Here is a 22,890-nt window from a genome sequence, read left to right as displayed (position 1 = left end):
CTCAGACCCTATGGGGTGTCCTCGACACCCGTCATCTCGTGCAGGGCCCGCAGGAACGCTCGCCGATCGGCGGGTGACAGCACCGAAAGCCACCGCTCCTCGCCGCGTTGGATGTCGGCCTGTACCGAATCTTTCAGAGCGCGGCCGGCTTCGGTGATCGCCAGCAGCCGCACACGCCGGTCGGCCGGATCGGGGCTCCGCTCGATATAGCCTCGCTCCTGGAGCTCGTCGAGCGTGGGGATGATTCGGGTTTTGTCGGCGCCGATGGCCTCGGCGAGCGCGGCTTGGGTGCGCACCGGGGACTCGTCAAGCGCCGACAGCACGCTGTAACCCCACATCGAGACGCCGTGCTCGGCGAGCACGGGGGTCTCCAGGGCTATCAGCCCGCGCAGTAGCGGTGCGAGCATCGCCGCGAGGTCCCGTCGTCGCGGCTTGGGCGGCATGGAGGAATATTAAGCGTTGACCAATGATAAGCAGGCATATATCGTAGGCGAATGCATATGAATAGTGATCCGCGGCCGTTCCACCGAACAGCGATCAACGCAACCGTCGATGTCGTCTGGCAAGTGACGGCCGACGACCTCGCTCGTCCGACGCCGTGTCGGGGGTGGGACCTCTTCGAGCTGCTGACCCACATGACCGTGCAGCACAAGGGATTTGCTGCTGCGGCTCGAGGCGCCGGCGGCGATCATGCGGTGTGGGCGCCCGCAACCGTCGCAGACGCCGTCCGCGCCGATCCCGGGGGGACCTATGCCGCGGCGGCTGCAGAGGTGTTGGCCGCGTTCGCTGTCGAGGGAGTACTGAATGCGACGTTCGCGTTACCGGAGTTCGGCGAGGACGCCGCCGTTGCGGGTGCGATGGCGATCGGTTTTCATTTCGTCGATTACGTCGCACACGGGTGGGACGTCGCACGCAGCATCGATGTGCCGTTCGGGTTGCCCGACGAGGTTGTCGCGGCCGTCCTGCCACTGGCGATGGCGGTTCCCGACGGTGAGATCCGCGACGCTGACAACTCTCCGTTCGCCCGCGCTGTGGCGCCGGAGGCGGGGGAGAGCGACCTCGATCGGGTGCTACGCCACCTGGGCCGATTCCCCGGCTGGCGGGCCGAAGGCGTCACCGCGGATCGATGAGGTCGCGCAGCCTCTCCGCCGGTACGACGGACGCACCGGCTTCGCGTACCCGATCGGCAAGGGTGCGGTCGGACGTGGCCACGCTGATGTCGCCCGGCTGGTCGTCTGCCCGGACCAGGCGGACGATCTCGTCGTCAGCCGAGTTGGGCGCCGGACGCGGGGCATAGGCGACGGTGACGGCCGACGAGTCGATCGGTGGCTTGGGCGGGCGTTCGAACACCACGGTGACGTCATCACCGTCCGGCCGCCAGGATTCCAACCGCTCGACCAGGGTCGCCATGGCGCGATGACGGTTACGCCACCAGCCGTCGGGGCGCGACCCGATCACGTTCATACCGTCGACGATCCACCGCATCGCGTGTCGAGGGCCGCCTCGGCCGACGGTGAAGGGTTCAGTGGGCGTGGCCGGTCTGCTTGGCCGCCGGATGCCGACGGCCAAGCAGGTAACCGAGCCAACGAATGTCGAGTAGCACCTGGTCGCCTTCCGCTATGCGGTCTTCTGGGTCAACAGCGGCAGTAACCGACGCCGTTTCTCGATGCTCTCCGCGAAGTGATGAAGCGCATCGGGTACAGATTCGGCGACCGGGACGCTCACGCCGGAGGTGTGCAGCACTCGCTGTACTTCGTCACTGGCGATGACGGCCCAGTCCACCTCGGTGTGATAGCAGCACTCATCGACGTCGTACATCAACGAAATGAGTTGCTCTGCACACGAACTCACTCCGCTCAGATCGAGGATGAACGGCTTCTCAGCCAATACGAAGCGGCGGACGAACGCGGTGAGCCGTTCAATGTTGCGGCCATCGATGATGCCGTCGACCGTCACGACCGTTGCCAGCTGGCGGCACACCGCATGAAGCTGGGCCCCGGCGCAGTCGAATGTCGGATTCCCGTACATCACCGCCTCCTCGATTGTTCAGCTTCGATGAAGCCCAACTTATGCGGCGAGATTAAGGCAAGCGCCAACGGCGGCTAATACTTTGGTAAGAAGCAGATTTTGCGTTCGCTAGCAAATTCTAGTCGCGCTGCATCCCCTGGGGCCCGGAGTAGTTCTCCCACGGGCTGTAGTCGGCGAGCAGCTCCTCCTGTGCGGGCCGCTCGTCTTCGGGCACGTGCTGCAGGTTGATCCGGATGCGGTACCAGATCGAACTGGGTCCGCGCATACCGTCGACCAGAATGTCTGCAGGTTCCAACTTTTCGGCTACCGACGGGTGCCGTCGTCGCCACTCCTCCAACGCCGCCATCGCCTCGTCCTTGGTCTTCGTGCGGGCGATCTCGATGAGCGGCTTCGAGGAGACCCGGCGGCCGGTTCCTCCGCTCGAACGTTTGGCCCCGCGCGGTGCCCTTTCCGCCGGGCCTTGTCGGTCGGCGAGGTCCAGCAGCGCGTCCAGCGATCCCGCCGAATCGTCGATGCCCTCCCATGGGTCACCGAGTTCGGTGAATCGTTGGGGCACCGTCGCGATCGTGAACGCATCCGGCCGGCAGCCGGGCACCTCGCTCCAGAGCAGCGGCGTCGACACCCTGGCGTCCGGCGTCGCGCGCACCGAATAGGCCGAGGCGACGGTCCGGTCGAAAGCGTTCTGGTTGAAATCGACGAAGACGCCCTCGCGCTCCTCCTTCCACCAGCGCGCGGTGGCGATCTCGGGCGCGCGGCGTTCGACTTCGCGGGCCACCGTCTGCGCGGCGAGCCGGACGAGCTTGAACGGCCACCGCCGCTGGATGCGGGCGTAGATGTGGAAGCCCCGCGACCCTGACGTCTTGGGCCATGCAGTCAGCCCGTGGTCCTCGAGCACATCGCGGGCGACGAGCGCGACCTCGATGATCTGCGGCCATTCGACGCCCGGCATCGGGTCGAGGTCCACGCGCAGTTCGTCGGGGTGCGCCAGATCGTCCGCCCGAACCGGATGGGGATTGAGGTCGACGCAGCCGAGGTTGACCGCCCACACCAGGCCGGCCGCATCGCGCAGCACCGCTTCGGCCGCCGACGTCCCGGATGCGTACTTCAGCTCGGCGACGTCGACGAAGTCCGGCCGCTTCTTCGGCGCGCGCTTCTGGAACACCGCCTCCTCGGTGATGCCCTTGACGAACCGTTTGAGGATCATCGGCCGGTCGCGCACACCGCGCAGGGCGCCCTCGGCGACGCTGAGGTAGTAGTGCATCAGGTCCGACTTGGTGACGCCGGTATCGGGGAACACGACCTTATCCGGATTGCTGATGGGCACCTGGTGACCCTCGACCTCCAGGTTCTGGGGCGCGGCCATAGCGTCATGCTAGTTTCCCGGCCGCACTGCGACGTGGGTCACATATGGTGGGGTCATGGCAAGACTCTCCGAGCTCCCGTCGCAAGCGTTCGCCAAGGCACAACAACTCGTCGAACGAGGGTCGGCCGAGCTGCACTACGCCGCCAAGATGTTCGGAGCGGGCGCGTTCAAGATCGAACCACCGCAGAACGTCGCCGGAATGCTCGCCGACATCCGTCGCTGGGGCGAGTTCGGGATGATCCCGGCCCTGAACGCGCGCCGCACCCCGAAGCGCACCGCGATCATCGACGACTTCGGCGAGATGACCTTCAAAGAACTCGACGACGCCGCGCACTCGGTGGCCAACGGCCTGCTGGAGAAGGGCGTCAAGGGCGGTGACGGGGTCGCGATCCTGGCCCGCAACCACCGGTGGTTCCTCGTTGCGCTGTACGGCGCCGCCCGCACCGGCGCGCGGATCATCCTGCTCAACAGTGAGTTCTCCGGTCCTCAGGTCAAGGAGGTGTCCGAACGTGAAGGCGCCAAGCTGATCATCTACGACGACGAGTACTGCGAGGTCGTGTCCAAGGCGGATCCGCCGCTGGGCAAGCTGCGCGCGCTCGGCGTGAACCCCGACAAGGATGAACCGTCGAACAGCACCGACGAGACGCTCGAGGACTTCGTCTCCCGCCACTCGGGGAAGGCCGCGCCCAAGGCGACCAAGCATTCGTCGGTGATCATCTTGACCAGTGGGACGACGGGAACTCCCAAGGGCGCCAACAGAAGTACACCGCCCACCCTCGCTCCTATCGGCGGCGTGCTGTCGCATGTGCCGTTCAGGGGCGGCGAGATCACCGCGCTTCCGGCGCCGATGTTCCACGCGTTGGGCTTCCTGCACGCGACGATCTCGATGATGTTGGGCACGACGCTGCTGCTACGCAGACGGTTCAAGGCCGAGAAGGTGCTCGAGGACATCGAGAAGCACAAGGTGACCGCGGTCGTGGTCGTGCCGGTGATGTTGTCGCGCATGCTCGATGCGCTCGACGGTATGGAGCGCAAGCCCGATCTGTCCTCGTTGCGGATCGTGTTCGTATCGGGGTCACAGTTGGGCGCGGAGATGGCGCAACGCGGGCTCAAGATGCTCGGACCCGTCATCTACAACTTGTACGGGTCGACCGAGATCGCGTTCGCCACTATCGCGCGGCCCCAGGACCTGGAGAAGAACCCGGCCACCGTCGGGCCGGTGGTGAAGGGCGTGAAGGTCAAGATCCTCGACGACGACGGCAACGAACTGCCGCAGGGCGAGGTCGGGCGCATCTTCGTCGGCAACTTCTTCCCGTTCGAGGGTTACACCGGCGGCGGCCACAAACAGATCATCGACGGGCTGATGTCGTCGGGCGACGTCGGCTATTTCGACGAGAACGGCCTGCTCTACGTCAGCGGCCGCGACGACGAGATGATCGTGTCCGGCGGTGAGAACGTGTTCCCGGCCGAGGTGGAAGACCTGATCAGCGGACACCCGGAGGTCGTCGAGGCCACCGCGGTGGGCGTGGAGGACAAGGAGTGGGGCCACCGGTTGCGGGCCTTCGTCGTCAAGACCGACGGCGCCTCGATCAGTGAGGACGACATCAAGCATTACGTGCGCGAGCACCTGGCGCGCTACAAGGTGCCGCGCGAGGTGGTCTTCCTCGACGAGTTGCCGCGCAATCCAACCGGAAAGATCCTCAAGCGTGAGCTCCGGGAGATGGACGTCGACGGAGGCGGCGAGAAAGCACAGGCCGACGGCGGCGGCGAGAAAGCAAAGGCCGACGGCGGCGGCGACAAGAAGGCTGGCAGCGGCGCACAGAAGGCGAAGGCCGATGGTGCTGAGAAGAAGTCCGACGAGAAGGCAGACGAGAAAGCGGACGCCAACAGGTCGGAGTAGTCACGCCGCTGCATCCGCGCCGACGCCAGGTACGTGGATTCGATCGTGTCTCAGTCGGCCATCGCGGCCGCACCGGGAATCGACAGGCACACCAGCATCAGCAGGAGCAAGAACCATCCCGCGCCCTGCCACTGCACCCAGGCGCCCTCGGCCTTCCACTCGCGGTAGGTCCTGATGAACGCGCCCAACCCGCCGAGGAACAAAATTGTGGGCACGGTCGAGGCGGCGACGACGGAAGTCTTCGACACGAGGGCGTAGATGACGAAGGCTACGGCGGCCACTGCGACCACCACCGCGGTGTAGGTGGCGGCGGCCCGGAACGCTTTGGGCCGGTCCCAGCGCTTCTCGACATCGTTGGTCATGACTGAATTGTTGCCTTCGGTGCGATCGCTAAACGCCCATCAGGGTCCGTTGATGTACCACGACAGGCATCCGGGGATGTCACGGCACGCGATCACCGCGGTCTGGTCGGGCGGACCGCCGCGGATCTTCGGCGGACGTTTACCGAAGTTGCACGAGGTTGCCCACGGGTTCCCGGGGATGATGCCGGGATAGCACGGCGCCGACTGGTCTCGTGGCACCGGATCACCGGTGAAGACCGCAGGCGTCAGCAACAGCCCCAACATCGCCGAGGTGCCGACAACGACGCGGGCGATCCGGACGCTGAGGCCACTCATTGCTGGCCACTCATTGCTGGCCGCTCATGATCACCGCCAACCGCTCGAACGCAACCGCAGAGTTCAGGCTACGCCGTTTCGGCGAGCGCCTTTACGGATCGCGCGGCAGTCCCAACAGGCGTTCGGCGATGATGTTGAGCTGCACCTCGGTGGTGCCGCCGTAGATCGTGGTGGCCCTGCTGCCGAGCAGGTACTCCGCCCACCGGCCGGGCTCCTGCTTCGGATCCCCGATCGCGCCGTCTGTGCCGAACGAGGACACCGCGAACTCCGCGTAGCCCTGGCCGGTCTTCATCGACAGCAGTTTGGAGATCGCCGCGGCCGGCATCGGATCGCCACCGGCGAGCGTGAGCAGCGTGGAGCGCATATTGAGCACCTTGGCGGCGTGCCCTTCGGCAATGAGCCTGCCGGCGTGGTTCTGCTCGATCTGGTCGAACTGCCCGTCCTGGAGGAACGTGATGAAGTCGACCAAACTGGCCAGGAACGGCGGCTCGCTGCTGCCGATCGAAACCCGTTCGTTGGTTAGCGTGTTCCGGCTGACCTCCCAGCCCCGGTTGACCTCGCCGAGCACCATCTCGTCGGGCACGAACACGTCGTCGATGAACACGGTGTTGAACATCGCGTTGCCGGTCAGCTCACGCAGCGGCTTGACCTCCACGCCCTCGCTGGCCATGTCGAGCAGGAAGTACGTGATCCCGTTGTGTTTCGGCGCCGATGGGTCGGTGCGCGCCAACAGGGCGCCCCATTGCGAGTACTGCGCACCGGTGGTCCAGATCTTCTGGCCGGTGATTCGCCAACCGCCGTCGACCTTGGTCGCCTTGGTCGTCAGGCTCGCCAGGTCCGAACCGGCACCGGGTTCGGAAAACAGTTGGCACCAGATCATTTCGCCGCGGAACGTGGGCGGCAGGAAACGCTGTTGCTGTTCGTCCGTGCCGAACGCGACGATCGAGGGGATGATCCACGCCGCGATGCCCATCTGCGGACGCTTGACCCGGCCGGTGTCGAATTCCTGGGCGATGATGATCTGCTCGACGGGGCCGGCCGCACGTCCCCACGGCTTCGGCAGATGCGGTTGTACCCAGCCACCCTCGGCGATCGCGACATTGCGCTCCTCACGTGGAATGGCTTTCAACGCAGCCACTTCCGCGCGGATCTCGTCACGCAGCTTCTCGGTATCGGGATCGAGGTCGATGTTGAGCTTGCGCATCCCCGTGCTGGTCGCGACGTCGACGACCTGCTGCGGGTAGTCGGCGTGCCTGCCGAAACCGGCCGCCAGCACCAGCGCGCGCCGGTAGTACACGTTCGTGTCGTGCTCCCAGGTGAACCCGATGCCGCCGTGCACCTGGATGCAGTCCTGAGCGCAGTGTTGGGCGGCCTCGGGTGCCAACGTGGCGGCCACGGCCGCCGCGAACTCGAATGCGGCTTCCGCGGAGCCGGTTTCGGGGTCTTGCCCGCTTCTCACGTGCGCGGTGAACTCGTCGATGGCGCGGGCCGCATCCCAGACGGCGGCGGTGGCCCGCTCGGTGTCGGCGATCATCGAAGCGCATTTGTGCTTGATAGCCTGGAACTGGCCGATGGGCCTGCCGAACTGTTCGCGGATCTTGGCGTACGCCGCGGCGGTGTCGGTGGCCCACCGCGCCACGCCGATGCACTCGGCGGACAGCAGCGTCGAGATCAGTGCGCGTGCCAATGGCCGACTCAGATTGCTCAACACACGGTCGTCACCCACTTCGATGGCGTTCGCGCGCACGTGCGCCAACGGGCGCAGCGGATCGAGGCTGGTGACGGGTTCGATCTCCAGCTGGTCGGCATCGAGGATCACCCACTCCTCGCCGCTTTCGATGGCGACCGGCAGCACCAGCAGAGACGCCTGTGCGGCGGCGGGCACGGCACGCACCTCGCCGCGGATGACCAGTCCGGCCGCGTCGCCTTCGCCGTGCCGGGTGGCGGTCAGGCTCGAGTCGATGGCGTAGGTCGCGATCGTCGCGCCGGAGGCCAGGTCCCCTAGCTGTGGGGCGTTGGGGTCGTGTGCGGCGATCAGCGCGCTGGCGATGGCCGACGGAACGAACGGGCCCGGCACCGCGCCGTAACCGAACTCCGCCGCGACGATGGCCAGCTCGAGTATCCCGAAGCCTTGTCCACCAACATCTTCGGACAGGTGCACACCTTGCAGGCCCTGATCGGCCGCGCCCCTCCAGTAGGGCGGAGGATTCGAGATCGGCGTCTCCAGGGCTTCGTGCAGCACCTCGGAGGGGGCCACCCGAGCGACGAAGGACCGCACCGAATCGGCCAGATCGTTGTGCTCAGGATTGATTGCGATGGGCATACTCGCACCTCACTGTGACGGACCATCCCTATTAACCGGTCGGTTGGGAGCCACGATACCGTTGACGACGTTGGCCAGTTCACGGCCGTCCCGGAGTCGGCGGCAGTTGTCCAGACCGTGCTCCAGATATCTGCGCATCGTGTCGGCTGTGTACCAGGTGACGTGCGGGGTGAGCACGACGTTGTCGAGCGACAGCAGCGGGTTGTCGACCGGCACGGGCTCGGTGGCGAAGACATCGAGGCCCGCGCCGGCCAACTTGTGAGACCGCAGCGCTTCGACGAGCGCGGGCTCGTTGACGATGGGTCCGCGGCTGGTGTTGACCAGAACGGCGCCGGGCCTCATCCGGTTCAGCGCAGCGCGGTCGATCATGCCCGCTGTCGAATCGGTCAGCGGCAGATGCAGCGAGACGATGTCGCTGGTGGCCAGCAGGTCGGGCAGCGCACGCCAGCCGGGATGGCCGTCGTCGCGCGTACTGGTGTGCAGGACCTCGGCATCCATCGCCCGCACGATGCGCTCGACCCTCGTCGCGACGTTGCCGTAGCCGACCAAACCGACCGTGCAGCCGCCGATGTCGCGCACGGTCTCGCCCAGGCTCGGGTCGGACGGCCAGCCCCGCCCCCCGCGGGTGGCTTGGTCGAGTTCGGTCAGCCTGCGCAGGACGGCCAGCATCAGCAACACGGCGCCCTCGGCGACCGACGGGGCGTTGGCCCCCGGCATGTTGGCGACCGCAATGCCCAGGGCGGTCGCGGTGCCCACGTCGATGGTGTTGACCCCGGCGCCCATCTTGTGCACCAGCAGGCAACGCCGCGCTTTGGCGAGGTCGTCTCCGGAAATCGGCCGGAGCACATGCCAGATCACGTCGGCCTCGGGGAGCTCACGGTAGAAGGTGGTGTCGTCGTCCTCCGCGCAATAGCGGATGTCGAGCCAATCGGACTGCGGTGCAACGTAATCGATGGCCTTCGAACCGGGCGTGAAGTGAGCGAGGACCCTCAGCGGTGAGCGCCCGCGCGACGAGTCGGCGTCTAACGCCACCGCTTCGCGATCCACTTGGCGATGGTATCGGCTTGTTCGCTGCGTGCCCCGGGAGTGGTGAAGTAGTGGTCGGTGTCGATCGAGGTCTGTGCCTTGTCCGTGCTGGCAAGCGCGTCGAAGATGCGCTGGGCATCCGACGGGAACACCCCGGTGTCCTGATCGGCGTTGATCACCAGTGCAGGGCACGTGATCCGGTTGAGGTGCGGTTCGGCGCGGGTCTGGGCGTATCGCAGGCTCCACATGCCTAGCCAGTTACGCAATGTGCAGGCCGCGGCGATACCACGCGCGGATCTGTTGGCCTGCACCGGCACTCCGGCATAGCACAGGTTCGCCGGTCGCTTGGTCGGCTCCAGGGCGGGGTCGACCATGCGCGGGTCCGCCCATGTCCTCAGCACCGTGAACGGGCGATCGGAGAACCCCGCCGCGCGCACATGCTCCAGTTCGGCCTCGGCCCAGTCCGTGATCGCGTGGTTTCGGGCGATCTGGGCACCGCGATACCGTTCGACGAAGTCCGCATCGAAGGGGGGTCCGTTGCGTTCATCGAAGATATCAAGTTGGGGATCGCTTGCGACCGCGTCGGTTTCGTCGACGACGGCCCCGTCCATCCAGGCGGTGAGCACGTCGGGACGGCCGGGATGCGCCGCCGTCGCGACGTACCCGTCAGCGGCCGGCAGGTCGGTCAGGCCAGCCGCGGGACGCATACCTGGAAGCGGTGTCACATGAGGCTCGACGGCCTGTGCCTGGTACGCCGCCATCAGCGAACCGCCCCCGGAGTTTCCCAGCAACACAATGGTTTCCACACCCTGAACCTCACGGAGCCACCGCACCCCAACGCCGATGTCCACGAGCGCATGGTCGAGCAGGAAGCTGCTCTCGAACCCGCGATAGCGGGTGTTCCAGCCCAGGAAGCCGATACCGCGGGTGGCCATGTAATCGGCGAGATAGTGCTCGGAGAAATCGATCTGGTAGTGCGTGGCGATCATCGCGACCTTCGGTTTGCGGCCAACGCCGCGGTGATAGAGACCCTGGCACGGATGTCCGCCCGCACCCGCGCGCCGGGCCGTGGGGGAGTCGAGGCCGACGAACTCCCGGGTGACGCCCGGCGTGACGCTGCCCGACGGTGTTCTCGTCATTCGAACCGTCCCCCGCCCATCCAAAGTCGAAGGGCTGCAGGCTGTTCAGCGATCTTGATGATCGGTTTGACCGGCAGCGCGGCGTGCGGGACGATCGTCATAGCGGTGCCGGTCCGTTCGTCATTGCTCGTGATTGCCCCTGATGCTAAATTCGATTTGCGTTTCTGGCCAGAGATTCGCGCTAGGAGGCGCCCAGTGATCAGGCCCGACAATCCCAACACCGAGTTCGAACTCGGCGGCATCAACCACGTCGCGCTGGTGTGCTCGGATATGGCGAAAACCGTCGACTTCTACAGCAACGTCCTGGGTATGCCGTTGATCAAGTCACTCGATCTGCCCGGAGGCATGGGGCAGCACTTCTTCTTCGATGCCGGCAACGGCGACTGCGTCGCGTTCTTCTGGTTCGCCGACGCGCCGGACCGGGTTGCGGGCATCTCCTCGCCCGAGGCCATTCCGGGAATCGGGGACATCGTCAGCGCCGTCAGCACGATGAACCATCTGGCATTTCACGTGCCCGCCGAGAAGTTCGACGAATACCGGCAGCGACTCAAGGCCAAGGGGGTGCGGGTCGGTCCGGTGCTCAATCACGACGACAGCGAGGCCCAGGTTTCACCGACGGTGCACCCCGGTGTCTATGTCAGGTCGTTCTACTTCCTGGACCCGGACGGCATTACGCTCGAATTCGCCTGCTGGACGAAGGAATTCAGCGAGAGCGATGCGAGGGCCACGCCGAGGACCGCCGCGGACCGGCGCCCGAGGGTGACCGCCTGAGCCTGTCAGGGGTCGCTCGTCGGCACACCCGAGAGCGCGTTGATGTTCGCCGCGAGCCGGTCGATGAGTTGGTCGGCGGCCAGGTCCAGGCGGCCCGCCAGCCATGTGCTGATCGTCTGGCCCACCCCTCCGACCGCGAAATGCGCCGCTGCTTCGTCGAGTTCGTTGTCGTAGGGGACGTTCGCACCCGCGTGCTGCAGCAGCAGCTGGGCGAACAGGGCCGTGGACTCGACGCGTTTGCGCATGATCACCGTGTTCGACAACTCAACGCTGAACACCAAGCGGCCCACGCGAGGATCTGCGGCGATGGTGTGGACGATGTTCGCCATCGCCGCACGGGGCTGCTCGCGGGGCGGCGCGGCGGCGACCGCCGCCTGGGTCGTCGCCGCGATATCGGCGATCACCCAGTCGTAGACCTGCGCGGCGAAGTCGTCCTTGTCGTGGAACGTCTCGTAGAAGTAGCGGACACCGAGGCCGGCCTTGGTGCAGATGGCCCGCACCGTCAAGTCCGCGAGATCCTCGGCACCCGCGCCGAGCAACTCGAGCCCGGCGTCGAGCAGCCGCAGCCGGCGCTGCGCAAGGCGTTGGGCCGCGTCGACGCCGCGGTAGGGGCGGACCTGTGCCATGACCGCCATCTTGACACCCGGCACCGGGCGGGGGCAATATCAGGAAACACGTGTTCTCACATTTGAGATAGGGGTCCCCCGATGGTTTCCCAGCCGATCGACCACGTCGGAAGACCGGTCAACGACGCGCCGCTGCCCGGGCACAAGCTGCGTCGCAACGTCGCGCCCGAGGACGCCATGCTCGGGATCGGCCTGCTGTCGGGTCCGGCCAACGTGATCATGGAGCTCTCGCGACCAGGCGTCGGATACGGCGTCAAGGACAGCCGCGTCGAGAGCGGCCGTGCCGACCGGCATCCCATCAAGCGGGCGCGGACGACGTTCACATACCTCGCTGTCGCCCTCGCGGGCACCGACGAGCAGAAGGCCACGTACCGGCGTGCGGTCAACCGGTCGCACGCCGAGGTGTACTCGCTGCCGGACAGCCCGGTCGAGTACAACGCGTTCGACAAGGACCTGCAGCTGTGGGTGGCTGCCTGTCTGTACAAGGGCTTCGTCGACGTGTACCGGGTCTTCGTCGGCGAGATGGATGACGAATCCGCCGACCGCCACTACCGCGACGGTGCGGCGCTGGGAACCACGCTGCAGGTTCCCCCCCAGATGTGGCCCGCCGACCGCAAGGCCTTCGACGAGTACTGGCAGCAGTCGCTGGACAAGGTCCACATCGACGACGCGATGCGGGAATACCTGTGGCCCTTTGCCGCGGGCCGGATCGGGAAACTGAAGGCTCCGGCGTGGCTGCAGAAGCGCACCGACGCGATCAACCTGTTCATCACGACCGGCTTTCTGCCGCAGCGGTTCCGCGACGAGATGCGACTGCCGTGGGACGCGAAAAAACAGCGCCGATTCAACCGGGTGATGCGCGTACTCGGCCGCATCAACAACGTGATGCCGCGGTTCGTTCGGCAGTTCCCGTTCAACGTGCTGCTCAAAGACCTGGACTGGCGCGTACGCACGGGTCGCCCGTTGGTGTAGTCAGTCCGGCGCCGCCACCCGGAAGACTTCGGTGTCTTCAGGTAGGCCCTTCAGCCGATGCAGGCCGAGCGATTCGAATCTCAGCCCAGACCCTGCCGACAGGTCACGAACGGTACGGCTCGCAAGGATCTCGCCCGTCGCTGCCATCGCCTCGATTCGGGCGCCGGTGTGCACCGCAAGACCACTCCACTCCTGTCCGCGACGTTCACACTCTCCGGTGTGAAGTCCGACTCGGATCGGGATACCGCGCGAAGCCAGGGCCGGAACGAGTTCCAGAGCGCAGCGCGCCGCCCTCGAGGGTGAGTCGAAGAGGAGGAACACGCCATCGCCGGTGTGGTTGGCGCGGATTCCACCGTGCGCAGCGGTGACGTGGTCAGTCACCGAGTCGTGAATGTCGAGTCGGTGGCGCCAGCGAGTGTCGCCTTGCCTGCTCAGTGTTTCCGTCGAACCGACGATGTCGGTGAACATCACGGTCTTCAGTAATCGTGCGTCGGCAGGCCCGCTGGGGCTGTGGCCGATGAATGACAGGATGGCGCCGCACAACTCGTCCAGGACGTCGAAGCCGCTATGCGCGCCAGCAGGCAGCGCGTGGAACCGTGCGTTGGGGATGCCGGATGCCAAGGCCTGCGCGGCTTCTATCGAGACGAACCGGTCGTCAGGTCGTGCAACCACCAGCGTGGGCGTGCGCACCGAATCAAGGACACCGCGCACGTCGATGTCCACGAATGCGCGCCAGCGCAACCGCGCCATGCTCGGGCTGGCGGTCGAACGCTGCATTTTGCCGAACATCTGCCGAACGCCCGGCGTTTCGGCGGCCGGTCCGTAGAACAATTCCGCGAGCGCTCCCTCACCCCAGTGGGCGTCGATCTCGTCGAGTTGCGCCTTGATCTGCGCAGGCGTGAAACCCCACGGGAAGTCGGGGAGATCCTGTGAGAATCGAGCCGCTGTTGCGTAGAGAGCCAGCAGGCTGACGCGCTCTGGATAGCGTGCGGCGAAGATGATGCTTATCGAGCCGCCTTCGGTCGACCCGACGAGCACGGGTCTGTCGGCGCCCAGCGCATCGATGACCGCTCGCAAATCGTCGACCCGCTCGTCGAAAGTGAGTATGTCGCCGGCCGGGTCGGACAAACCGGTACCACGTCTGTCCCACACCACGAACTGACACGAGGGGGAGACGATGTCGATGATGCGCATATACGGGCTGCCCGGCTCATCGAAGGAGTCAACATTGGTCACGGCCCACCCCGCGGACCAGACAATCACCGGTCCCGATTCTCCGAACACTCGATACGCGAGACGGACATCACCGTTGCGCGCGTACTGCACCCGGCCGTCGGCCACGTCAATATGGTGGCACCTGGCCTGTCAGCGTGCTGTCAGAATCGCGGCGTACAAAAGGTACATGCGTAGCGACGACGACACCTGGGACATCACCACCAGCGTCGGTTCGACCGCGTTGTTCGTCGCCGCTGCCCGTGCGCTGGAGGCGCAGAAGCCCGACCCGATCGCCGTCGACCCCTTCGCCGAGACCTTCTGCCGCGCGGTGGGCGGTGACTGGTCGGATCTGCTCGACGGGGGAGCGCCCGACCATCCCCTGCGAACCGACGACTTCGGCTCGGCCTTCGTCGACTTCCAGGCCGTCCGCACGAAGTACTTCGACGACTACTTCCGCGCCGCCACCCGCGCCGGAGTCCGGCAGATCGTGCTGCTGGCCGCGGGCCTGGATTCGCGCGCGTACCGCCTGAACTGGCCCGGCGGCACCGTGGCGTTCGAGTTGGACCAGCCGGGCGTGCTCGAGTTCAAACGGCAGGCCCTCGAAGGCCACACCCCGCGGGCAGAACGTCGCGAGGTCCCGGTCGATCTGCGTGACGACTGGTCCCAAGCATTGTGCGCCCACGGGTTCAACCCGAACGAGCGATCGGCCTGGATCGCCGAGGGCCTACTGATCTACCTGCCGGCCGATGCCCAGCGCGAGCTGTTCACCGGAATCGACGCGCTGGCCGCCGCCGGCAGCCACGCCGCCGTGGAGGAGGCGGCACCCATGGACGCGGCTGCCTTCGAGGCGAAGAGGGAAGAAGAGCGGTCCTCCGGGGACGAGGACACCTTCTTCAACCTCGTCTACAACGAACAACACGCGCCCGCCGCCCAGTGGTTCGGCACCCGCGGATGGCGCGCCGAGGCCATAACCCTCGAGGACTGGTTGCGGGAAAACGGCCGACCGGTGCCCGAGCGGGGATCGGAAGCGGCCACGATGACGGGGACTATAAGCCTGGTGAGCGCCGTCAAGGCGTGAGCTTGTTCACCCCGTGAGGGGGCGACGTGCGTCTGTACAAGTTAGCTTAGTCAATGCTAACTTCGGGCGGAAAGTTAGCCTGCCATAACTACGGGGAGATCACGGCGCGTGCCGCTACAGACCGATTTTGCTGCGACTTCGCGCGTCGACCACGACGTGGTGAGTCGGTTCGCCACGTGTTGCCGGGCCCTCGGGCTGTCGGTGCACGACCGTCGGCGTCCGCCGGATCCGGCCGCGGCCCTGTCCGGTTTCACCGAGCTCACCCGCATCGCCCGCGAACAGTGCGATGCGTGGACGGGACTGGCGGCAGCGGGCGACACCAGTCCCAGGGTGCTCGAAGCCGTCTGGCAGACGGTTCCCACCGCGGGTGTGCTGCAGCGCCACGTACAGCTCGGCGAGGGCGACCTGGCGTTCACCTACGACGCCGGGCTCTACCTCAAGTTCTCGGCCGCGACACCCGACGACTTCCAGCTGGCCTACGCGGTCACGCTGTGCGACGCCGGTGACTATGCAGAGGCGGACAAGCTCGTCGAGCCCTTGATCGACCGGCGCCCTAGCTGGCTGGATGCGCGGTGGGTGCGGATCGCGATGTACTACCGCGCCGAGCGCTGGTCGGACGTCGTCCGGCTGATCACCCCGATCGTCAACGACACGCGGCTGGACGAGACCTACGCACACGCGGCACGCGTCGCGCTCGGCACGTCGCTCGCCCGCCTGGGCATGTACGCGCCCGCGCTGTCGTACCTCGAAGACCCCTCCGGCCCAGTCGATGTCGCCACCGTGGACGGCACGCTCGTCAAGGCGCTGTGCCTCCGCGCGCAGGGTGAGGAGCTCGACGCGGCCGACGTACTCGCCGAGCTCTACGCCGCCAATCCGGAAAACGAGCAGGTCGAGATCGCGCTGTCGGACACCTCGTACGGCATCGTGACAACGACGGCCGCGCGCATCGAGGGCCGCTCCGATCCGTGGGATCCGGCCACAGAGCCCAGCGAATCCGAGTTCGTCGACCCCGGCGCCAAGGAACGCAAGGCACACCTGCTGATCGAGGCCGAGGCCGAACTCGCCGAGTTCATCGGCCTGGAAGAGGTCAAGTATCAGGTTGCGCGGCTGAAGAGTTCGGTCGCGATGGCGATCCGCCGCCAGGAGCGCGGCCTGACCGTGGCGCAGCGCACCAACCATCTGGTGTTCGCCGGCCCGCCCGGCACCGGTAAGACGACCATCGCGCGCGTCGTGGCCAAAATCTACTGCGGCCTGGGCATTCTCAAGAAGGAGACGGTCCGCGAGGTGCACCGAGCCGACCTGATCGGTCAGCACATCGGTGAGACCGAGGCCAAGACCAACGCGATCATCGACAGCGCGCTCGACGGTGTGCTGTTCCTCGACGAGGCCTACGCGCTGGTGTCGACCGGCGCCAAGAACGACTTCGGCCTGGTCGCGATCGACACGCTGCTGGCACGCATGGAAAACGACCGCGAGCGGTTGGTCGTCATCGTCGCCGGTTACCGCAAGGACCTCGACGCGTTCCTCGACACCAACGAAGGCCTGCGGTCCCGCTTCACCCGAAGCATCGAATTCCCCTCGTACACACCGCATGAGCTTGTCGAGATCGCGGTCCGGATGGCCGAGAAGCGCGACAGCGTATTCGAACCGGCGGCGCTCGCCCACATGGAATCGCTGTTCGGGCAGTTGGCGGCGGCGACGACGCCGGACGCCACCGGCGTGGAGAGGCGCAACCTCGACATCGCCGGCAACGGCCGTTTCGTCCGCAACCTGGTCGAGCGTTCCGAGGAGGAGCGCGAGTACCGACTCGATCACTCCGATAGCGAAGACTTCACAGATGACGAGCTGATGACCATCACCGATGAAGACGTCACCAAATCCGCCATACCGCTGCTGCGTGGCCTCGGTCTGACGGTGTCCGAATGAGCACCCCGGACGATTCGGATCGCCGCGCGTTCGCCTCGCGCACACCGGACAACGAGAACCCTGACCGGGTCGTGTACCGCCGCGGGTTCGTCACCCGCCACCAGGTGACCGGATGGCGCTTCATCATGCGGCGCATCGCATCCGGTGTCGCGCTGCACGACACCCGCATGCTCGTCGATCCGCTCCGCACCCAAGCCCGTTCGGTGCTCGTCGGCGCGCTGGTGCTGATCACCGTGATGGCAGGGTGTTTCGTGTTCTCGCTCATCCGGCCAGGTGGCGTCGCGGGCAATGACGCGATCCTGGCCGACCGCACCACCTCCGCGCTCTACGTCCGCCTAGGTGAGCAGTTGCACCCGGTGCTGAACCTGACGTCCGCGCGCCTGATCGCGGGCCGACCGGACAACCCGTCGCAGGTCAAGACCAGCGAGATCGACCAGTTCCCCCGTGGCAATCTCATCGGTATCCCGGGTGCACCCGAACGCATGGTGCAGAACACCGCCCGTGACGCCGATTGGACGGTGTGCGACGGGGTTTCGGGGCCAGCCGTCGGTGTCACGATGATCGCGGGTCCCCTGACCGACGGCGGTGAACGCGCGGCGCAGCTGCCCGACGACAAGGCCATCCTGGTCTCCAACCCGAGCGGTCCCAATGCCGGCACCTGGCTGTTGTGGAACGGGCGCCGAAGCTCGATCGACATGAACGACCGCGCGGTCACCAGTGCACTTGGTCTGGGTACCGCAGGCGCCGACGCGCGCCCCATCGCCCCCGGCTTGTTCAATGCGGTGCCGGAAGCTCCCGCGTTGATTCCCCCGGTCATCCCCGGCGCCGGGGAACCGCCGCGATACCCGTTGCCCGTGCCTGCGCCGGTCGGCGCGGTGGTCACGGCCTTCGCCACCGACAACACCCTGCGTCATTACGCGGTGCTGGGCGAAGGGCTGCAACCGATTTCACCGGTCGTCGCCGCGATCATGCGTAATGCGAACTCGTACGGACTCGACCAGCCGCCGCGGTTGGGCGCCGACGACATCGCACGCCTGCCCGTCGCGGACGTCATCGACACCGATGCCTATCCCGCCGAACCGATTTCGCTCGTCGACTCCGCCGACGCGCCGTTGACGTGCGCCCAGTGGAAGCGGCCCGCCGATGCCACGAGCGCCTCACTGGACCTGCGTTCCGGTGTCACGTTGCCGGTGTCCGATCACCTGCGCCCCGTGCCGCTCGTCGGTGCGGGATCCGGAACGACCGCAAACCAGGTCGTGCTGAATCCGGGGCGCGGCTACCTGGTCCAGACGGTCGGTCAGGACGGCGGGGGCGCGTCGACGTCACCCGTCGGCGGCGCAGCCTTCTGGCTCAGCGATGTCGGGGTCCGCTACGGCCTCGACGTCGACGGTGACGAGAACGCCATCTCCGCGCTGGGCCTCACCCCGCCCGCGCTACCGATTCCCTGGTCGATGCTGAGCCAGTTCGCGCCCGGCCCGACGCTGTCGCGAGGCGATGCGTTGCTGGCCCATGACGCGCTGGCCGCCGACCCCCGCCCCGCTGTCGTGAGGGAGACGCCGTAATGAGTCGGCTCATATTCGAGGCGCGTCGCCGCATCCCGGTGCCGACGACACGCAAAGGCACCATCACGATCGAACCGCCACCGGAGCTGCCGCGGGTGATTCCGCCGTCACTGCTGCGGCGGGTGCTGCCGTTCCTGATCGTCATCCTGATCGTCGGCATGATCGTGGCGCTGTTCGCCACCGGCATGCGTTTGATCTCGCCGACGACGCTGTTCTTTCCGTTCGTTCTGCTGCTCGCCGCGACCGCGCTCTACCGCGGTACCGACAACAAGATGCGCACCGAGGAGGTCGACGCCGAGCGGGCCGACTATCTGCGCTACCTGTCGGTGGTCCGAGACAACGTGCGCGCACATGCCGCCGAGCAGCGCGCGGCGCTGGAGTGGTCGCATCCGGACCCGGGCCTGCTCATCGACGTCCCCGGAACCCGCAGGCAGTGGGAGCGCGATCCGCACGACCCCGACTTCCTGGTGGTGCGCACCGGATTGCACGACGCCCCGCTGAACGCCGCGCTGCGGGTGAAGGACAGCGCCGACGAGGTCGACCTGGAGCCGGTGTCGCACAGCGCGTTACGCGCCCTGCTCGACGTGCAGCGGACGGTACGGGCCGCGCCGACCGGTATCGACCTCGGCAAGGTCTCGCGGATCACGGTGCTCGGCGAGCCCGACCAGGTCCGCGGGGCGCTACGCGCCTGGATCACCCAGGCCGTCACCTGGCACGACCCCGCAGTGCTCGGCGTCGCTCTGCTGGCGCCCGACATCGAGAGCGACGACTGGTCGTGGCTGAAGTGGCTGCCCCACAACGACATTCCCGGTGCGGTCGACGGTGCCGGCCCCGCCCGCTACCTGTCGTCGGACATCGTCGAACTGCGCGCGCAGCTCACCTCCGCGCTCGATGACCGGTCCCCGTTCGGCAGCGACGACGACACCGAGGTCAAGCACCTGCTCATCATCGTCGACGATCCCGACGTGGACACCACGGCGCTGGTCCCGCGCGGCGGGCTGGCCGGTGTGACGCTGGTCCAACGCGTCGCCGAGCCGCCGCACCGCGAGCAGTACCCCGATCCGGAACGGCCGATCCTGCAGCTGACCGACGGAAAACTGCAGCGCTGGCAGACCGGAGGCTGGCAGCCCTATGTCGACGCCGCCGATCAGCTCGACGTCGCGACCGCGCGGCACATCGCCCGCCGGTTGTCGAAGTGGGATTCGAACCCGAGCCACGCGCGCACCGGCAGCACAGGTGTCGCGACTTTCTCCACGCTGCTCGGCATTCCGGACGCCGCGGCGCTGGACGTGGCGAGCCTGTGGGCGCCGCGGGCGCGCGCCGATGAGCTGCGCGTGCCCATCGGCGTCACCGCCACCGGTGAGCCGCTGATCTTCGACCTCAAGGACGAGGCCGAAGGCGGTATGGGTCCGCACGGCCTGATGATCGGTATGACCGGCTCGGGCAAGTCGCAGACGTTGATGTCGATCCTGTTGTCGCTGTTGACGACTCACTCCGCCGACCGGCTGATCGTGATCTACGCGGACTTCAAGGGTGAGGCCGGAGCCGACATCTTCCGGGACTTCCCGCAGGTGGTCGCCGTCATCTCGAACATGGCCGAGAAGCGTTCGCTTGCCGACCGATTCGCCGACACGCTGCGCGGCGAGGTGGCACGACGCGAGCAACTGCTGATGGAGGCCGGCCGCCGGGTCCAGGGCAGTGCGTTCAACTCGGTGCTCGAATACGAGGTGGCCATCGCGGCCGGTCACGACCTGCCGCCGCTGCCCACACTGCTCGTGGTCGCCGACGAGTTCTCGCTGATGCTTTCCGATCATCCCGAGTACGCCGACTTGTTCGATTATGTTGCGCGCAAGGGCCGTTCGTTCCGCATCCATATTCTGTTCGCCTCGCAGACGCTGGATGTCGGCCGGATCAAGGACATCGACAAGAACACCTCGTACCGGATCGGGCTCAAGGTGGCCAGCCCGGCCATCAGTCGCCAGATCATCGGTGTGGAGGACGCGTTCCACATCGAGGCCGGCCCCGAGCACAAGGGGGAGGGATTCCTGGTGCCTGCGCCGGGCGCGATGCCCGTCAAGTTCCGCAGCACCTACGTCGACGGCATCTACGATCCGCCGCGGGCGGAGAGGTCGGTTGTGGTGCAGTCGGTTCCGGTGCCGCAGCCGTTCACCGCGGGTCACGTGGAAGCGCCCGCCGACACGGTCGTCGTTTCCGATCCCGCCGCTCACGAGGAGCGTCCACCGCGCAAACTCGTCGCCACCATCGGCGATCAGCTGTCCCACTACGGTCCGAAGGCGCCACCGCTGTGGCTGCCTCCGCTGGACGAGCCGATTCCGCTCGACGAATTGCTCGCCCGTGCCGATGTGGCCGAGCGCGAATGGCGTTGGCCGCTCGGCGAGATCGACCGCCCGTTCTCGATGCGCCGCGATCCGTTGATCTTCGACGCCAGGTCCGCCGGTGCCAATCTGTTGATCCACGGTGGACCGAAGTCGGGCAAGACCACGGCGCTGCAGACGTTCATCCTGTCCGCGGCCGCTTTGCACTCGCCGCGTGATGTGACGTTCTACTGCCTGGATTACGGCGGCGGCCAACTGCGCCCGCTTGAAGACCTGGCCCATGTCGGCAGCGTTGCCTCTCCGCTGGAGCCCGAGCGCATCCGCCGCACCTTCGGTGAGCTCGAGCAGTTGCTCCGTTCCCGCCAGGCGCGGGGGCACTCGGGTAACGGGCAACGCGACGAGTACGGCGAGACTTTCCTGGTCATCGACAACCTCTACGCGTTCAGCCGGGACAACACCGACACCTTCAACACCCGGAACCCGTTGCTGTCGAAGGTAACCGAGTTGGTGAACACCGGTATGTCCTACGGCATCCATGTCGTCATCACGACACCGAACTGGCTCGAGGTTCCGTTGGCCATGCGCGACGGTCTGGGCCTGCGCCTCGAACTGAAGCTGTCGGACCCGCGCGACAGCAATGTGCGGGTCACCGGTGCGTTGCGCCGTCCCGCCGAAGCGGTGCCCGCCGAACAGCCCGGCCGCGGTCTGACCATGGCCGCCGAGCACTTCTTGTTCGCCGAGCCGGCGCTACGTGATATCAGGGTGATCAACGCCCGCCATCGGGGTGTCACCGCACCGCCGGTGCGGTTGTTGCCCCACGATCTGGCTCCCAGCGCTGTGGCCCCCCTGTATCCGGCGCCGGAGCAGGTGGTCATCGGCCAACGCGAGGAGGACCTCGCGTCCGTGGCGATGGCGTTCGACCAGAACCCGTTGTTGATGGTGTTCGGAGATGCCAAGTCGGGCAAGACGACGCTGCTGCGTCACGTGATTCGCACGATCCGGGAGAACTCCACTCCTGACCGCGTCGCGTTCACGGTGATCGACCGGCGTCTGCATCTGGTCGACGAGCCGCTGTTTCCGGACAACGAGTACACCCCGAACATCGACCGGATCACCCCGGCGATGCTGGGGCTGACAGCCCTGCTCGAGAAGCGCCGCCCGCCTGCCGGCCTGACACCGCAGGAGCTGAGCAGGTGGAACTACCGATCCGGCGAGGACGGCCACACCCACTACCTGATCATCGACGACGTCGACCAGATCCCGGACGCGCCCGCGGTCAGTGGACCGTTCGTCGGCCAGCGGCCGTGGACCGGCATCATCGGATTGCTGTCGCAGGCAAGCGAGCTGGGCCTGCGCGTCGTCGTGACCGCGCGGGCCACCGGTTCGGCACACGCGCTGATGACCGCGCCCCTGCTGCGCCGGCTCAATGAGCTGCAGGCGTCGATCCTCATGCTGTCGGGCAATCCGCAGGACAGCGGAAAGATCCGGGGACATCGCTTCCGTCGTCTGCCTGCGGGCCGCGCGATGCTGCTGGACGATGGCGATGCCCCCACGTTCGTGCAACTCGTCAACCCGTTCGCGGACGCGGTCGCGGGATATACCGGAAACAACGGCAACAGTGGAAGGGAGTTCAACTGATGACTCTTCGCGTGGTTCCCGAAGGCCTCGCCGCGGCGGCGTCCGCCGTCGAGGCGTTGACGGCCCGGTTGGCAGCGGCCCACGCCGCCGCCGCACCCGCGGTCACCGCCGTAATTCCGCCCGCCGTTGACGCGGTGTCGATCCAGACCGCCGTGAGCTTGAGCGCTCACGGCACGCAGCACAACACGATGGCCGCACTGGGGGTGGAGGAACTGGGTCGTTCCGGAGTCGGCGTCGGCCAGTCCGGTACGAGCTACGCCACCGGTGACGCGGCCGCCGCAGCGAGTTACCTGGTCGCCGGAGGCTGACC

At 66.8% G+C, this 22,890-nt stretch carries 20 protein-coding genes; 9 read left to right on the top strand and 11 right to left on the bottom strand.

The genetic code is table 11. The features are described from left to right. Positions 1-8: 8 nt before the first annotated feature. On the bottom strand, positions 9-443 hold the full coding sequence (locus AU198_RS06795) for a MarR family winged helix-turn-helix transcriptional regulator (RefSeq protein WP_064346896.1): 435 nt from the start codon (positions 441-443) through the stop codon (positions 9-11). A 51-nt stretch (positions 444-494) separates the two neighbouring features. Between AU198_RS06795 and AU198_RS06790 the strand changes: the two genes are divergently transcribed. Next, positions 495-1,130 carry a TIGR03086 family metal-binding protein gene (locus AU198_RS06790; protein WP_064346895.1) on the top strand — a complete coding sequence of 212 codons (636 nt, stop codon included), beginning with the start codon at positions 495-497 and terminating at the stop codon, positions 1,128-1,130. On the opposite strand, the gene AU198_RS06785 is transcribed toward AU198_RS06790, so the two are convergent. The 3 genes from AU198_RS06785 to AU198_RS06775 form a co-directional block, all read right to left on the bottom strand. Next, on the bottom strand, positions 1,114-1,485 hold the full coding sequence (locus AU198_RS06785; RefSeq protein WP_064346893.1) for an NYN domain-containing protein: 372 nt from the start codon (positions 1,483-1,485) through the stop codon (positions 1,114-1,116). The genes AU198_RS06790 and AU198_RS06785 overlap by 17 nt on opposite strands. A 132-nt stretch (positions 1,486-1,617) precedes the next feature. Beyond that, positions 1,618-2,028 (bottom strand): STAS domain-containing protein, encoded by a 411-nt coding sequence (locus tag AU198_RS06780; RefSeq protein ID WP_064346891.1) that lies wholly within the window; start codon positions 2,026-2,028, stop codon positions 1,618-1,620. Between the two features lie 118 nt (positions 2,029-2,146). Further along, positions 2,147-3,391, bottom strand: a complete 1,245-nt coding sequence (locus tag AU198_RS06775; protein WP_064346889.1) for a DNA polymerase domain-containing protein — start codon at positions 3,389-3,391, stop codon at positions 2,147-2,149. Positions 3,392-3,446: 55 nt separating this feature from the next. On the opposite strand from AU198_RS06775, the gene fadD2 reads away from it, so the two are divergent. Continuing rightward, complete coding sequence (gene fadD2, locus AU198_RS06770; protein ID WP_082690897.1) at positions 3,447-5,291, top strand: long-chain-fatty-acid--CoA ligase FadD2; 1,845 nt, start codon at positions 3,447-3,449, stop codon at positions 5,289-5,291. Positions 5,292-5,341: 50 nt separating this feature from the next. Here fadD2 and AU198_RS06765 read toward each other — a convergent pair whose 3' ends face one another. From AU198_RS06765 to AU198_RS06745, 5 genes are all read right to left on the bottom strand, one after another. Next, the gene (locus AU198_RS06765; RefSeq protein ID WP_064346888.1) at positions 5,342-5,653 is read right to left on the bottom strand and encodes a hypothetical protein; all 312 of its coding nucleotides are present in this window, start codon (positions 5,651-5,653) and stop codon (positions 5,342-5,344) included. Between the two features lie 39 nt (positions 5,654-5,692). Then, entirely contained in the window at positions 5,693-5,968 is a 276-nt protein-coding gene (locus AU198_RS06760) for a hypothetical protein (protein WP_197416040.1), read from the bottom strand. Between the two features lie 91 nt (positions 5,969-6,059). Next, complete coding sequence (locus AU198_RS06755) at positions 6,060-8,291, bottom strand: acyl-CoA dehydrogenase family protein (protein WP_064346886.1); 2,232 nt, start codon at positions 8,289-8,291, stop codon at positions 6,060-6,062. A 9-nt stretch (positions 8,292-8,300) separates the two neighbouring features. Further along, complete coding sequence (locus AU198_RS06750) at positions 8,301-9,338, bottom strand: 2-hydroxyacid dehydrogenase (RefSeq protein ID WP_082690896.1); 1,038 nt, start codon at positions 9,336-9,338, stop codon at positions 8,301-8,303. Beyond that, positions 9,314-10,456, bottom strand: a complete 1,143-nt coding sequence (locus tag AU198_RS06745; RefSeq protein WP_064346885.1) for an alpha/beta fold hydrolase domain-containing protein — start codon at positions 10,454-10,456, stop codon at positions 9,314-9,316. Before AU198_RS06745 ends, AU198_RS06750 begins: the two co-directional genes overlap by 25 nt. A 195-nt stretch (positions 10,457-10,651) precedes the next feature. Between AU198_RS06745 and AU198_RS06740 the strand changes: the two genes are divergently transcribed. Continuing rightward, positions 10,652-11,227 carry a VOC family protein gene (locus AU198_RS06740; RefSeq protein ID WP_064346883.1) on the top strand — a complete coding sequence of 192 codons (576 nt, stop codon included), beginning with the start codon at positions 10,652-10,654 and terminating at the stop codon, positions 11,225-11,227. 5 nt (positions 11,228-11,232) lie between these two features. On the opposite strand, the gene AU198_RS06735 is transcribed toward AU198_RS06740, so the two are convergent. Continuing rightward, positions 11,233-11,853 carry a TetR/AcrR family transcriptional regulator gene (locus tag AU198_RS06735; protein ID WP_064346952.1) on the bottom strand — a complete coding sequence of 207 codons (621 nt, stop codon included), beginning with the start codon at positions 11,851-11,853 and terminating at the stop codon, positions 11,233-11,235. 81 nt (positions 11,854-11,934) lie between these two features. Between AU198_RS06735 and AU198_RS06730 the strand changes: the two genes are divergently transcribed. After that, positions 11,935-12,825, top strand: a complete 891-nt coding sequence (locus tag AU198_RS06730) for an oxygenase MpaB family protein (protein ID WP_064346881.1) — start codon at positions 11,935-11,937, stop codon at positions 12,823-12,825. On the opposite strand, the gene AU198_RS06725 is transcribed toward AU198_RS06730, so the two are convergent. Next, entirely contained in the window at positions 12,826-14,166 is a 1,341-nt protein-coding gene (locus tag AU198_RS06725; RefSeq protein ID WP_064346879.1) for an adenylate/guanylate cyclase domain-containing protein, read from the bottom strand. 61 nt (positions 14,167-14,227) lie between these two features. On the opposite strand from AU198_RS06725, the gene AU198_RS06720 reads away from it, so the two are divergent. From AU198_RS06720 to AU198_RS06700, 5 genes are all read left to right on the top strand, one after another. Next, positions 14,228-15,118, top strand: a complete 891-nt coding sequence (locus AU198_RS06720; RefSeq protein ID WP_064346877.1) for an SAM-dependent methyltransferase — start codon at positions 14,228-14,230, stop codon at positions 15,116-15,118. A 108-nt stretch (positions 15,119-15,226) separates the two neighbouring features. Beyond that, positions 15,227-17,044, top strand: coding sequence for a type VII secretion AAA-ATPase EccA (eccA, locus tag AU198_RS06715; protein ID WP_286141440.1), 1,818 nt, complete (start codon positions 15,227-15,229; stop codon positions 17,042-17,044). Next, on the top strand, positions 17,041-18,606 hold the full coding sequence (eccB, locus tag AU198_RS06710) for a type VII secretion protein EccB (RefSeq protein WP_064346874.1): 1,566 nt from the start codon (positions 17,041-17,043) through the stop codon (positions 18,604-18,606). Before eccA ends, eccB begins: the two co-directional genes overlap by 4 nt. Further along, positions 18,606-22,580, top strand: coding sequence for a type VII secretion protein EccCa (gene eccCa / locus AU198_RS06705; protein ID WP_064346872.1), 3,975 nt, complete (start codon positions 18,606-18,608; stop codon positions 22,578-22,580). Before eccB ends, eccCa begins: the two co-directional genes overlap by 1 nt. After that, positions 22,580-22,888 carry a PE family protein gene (locus AU198_RS06700; protein ID WP_064346871.1) on the top strand — a complete coding sequence of 103 codons (309 nt, stop codon included), beginning with the start codon at positions 22,580-22,582 and terminating at the stop codon, positions 22,886-22,888. The genes eccCa and AU198_RS06700 overlap by 1 nt, the downstream gene beginning before the upstream one ends. Positions 22,889-22,890 lie beyond the last annotated feature (2 nt).

This window comes from Mycobacterium sp. GA-1199 (assembly GCF_001500045.1).
Classification (GTDB): domain Bacteria; phylum Actinomycetota; class Actinomycetes; order Mycobacteriales; family Mycobacteriaceae; genus Mycobacterium.
This window is presented reverse-complemented; position numbering and strand designations above follow the sequence as displayed.

Excerpts from the sequence above, each read along its gene's own strand:
- AU198_RS06795 (WP_064346896.1), bottom strand. The coding sequence starts at position 443 with ATGCCGCCCAAGCCGCGACGACGGGACCTCGCGGCGATGCTCGCACCG.
- eccB (WP_064346874.1), top strand. The coding sequence starts at position 17,041 with ATGAGCACCCCGGACGATTCGGATCGCCGCGCGTTCGCCTCGCGCACA.
- AU198_RS06700 (WP_064346871.1), top strand. The coding sequence starts at position 22,580 with ATGACTCTTCGCGTGGTTCCCGAAGGCCTCGCCGCGGCGGCGTCCGCC.
- AU198_RS06760 (WP_197416040.1), bottom strand. The coding sequence starts at position 5,968 with ATGAGTGGCCTCAGCGTCCGGATCGCCCGCGTCGTTGTCGGCACCTCG.
- AU198_RS06775 (WP_064346889.1), bottom strand. The coding sequence starts at position 3,391 with ATGGCCGCGCCCCAGAACCTGGAGGTCGAGGGTCACCAGGTGCCCATC.
- AU198_RS06730 (WP_064346881.1), top strand. The coding sequence starts at position 11,935 with ATGGTTTCCCAGCCGATCGACCACGTCGGAAGACCGGTCAACGACGCG.
- AU198_RS06780 (WP_064346891.1), bottom strand. The coding sequence starts at position 2,028 with ATGTACGGGAATCCGACATTCGACTGCGCCGGGGCCCAGCTTCATGCG.
- AU198_RS06790 (WP_064346895.1), top strand. The coding sequence starts at position 495 with ATGCATATGAATAGTGATCCGCGGCCGTTCCACCGAACAGCGATCAAC.
- AU198_RS06720 (WP_064346877.1), top strand. The coding sequence starts at position 14,228 with ATGCGTAGCGACGACGACACCTGGGACATCACCACCAGCGTCGGTTCG.
- AU198_RS06785 (WP_064346893.1), bottom strand. The coding sequence starts at position 1,485 with ATGCGGTGGATCGTCGACGGTATGAACGTGATCGGGTCGCGCCCCGAC.
- AU198_RS06735 (WP_064346952.1), bottom strand. The coding sequence starts at position 11,853 with ATGGCACAGGTCCGCCCCTACCGCGGCGTCGACGCGGCCCAACGCCTT.
- AU198_RS06765 (WP_064346888.1), bottom strand. The coding sequence starts at position 5,653 with ATGACCAACGATGTCGAGAAGCGCTGGGACCGGCCCAAAGCGTTCCGG.
- AU198_RS06745 (WP_064346885.1), bottom strand. The coding sequence starts at position 10,456 with ATGACGAGAACACCGTCGGGCAGCGTCACGCCGGGCGTCACCCGGGAG.
- fadD2 (WP_082690897.1), top strand. The coding sequence starts at position 3,447 with ATGGCAAGACTCTCCGAGCTCCCGTCGCAAGCGTTCGCCAAGGCACAA.
- AU198_RS06755 (WP_064346886.1), bottom strand. The coding sequence starts at position 8,291 with ATGCCCATCGCAATCAATCCTGAGCACAACGATCTGGCCGATTCGGTG.
- eccCa (WP_064346872.1), top strand. The coding sequence starts at position 18,606 with ATGAGTCGGCTCATATTCGAGGCGCGTCGCCGCATCCCGGTGCCGACG.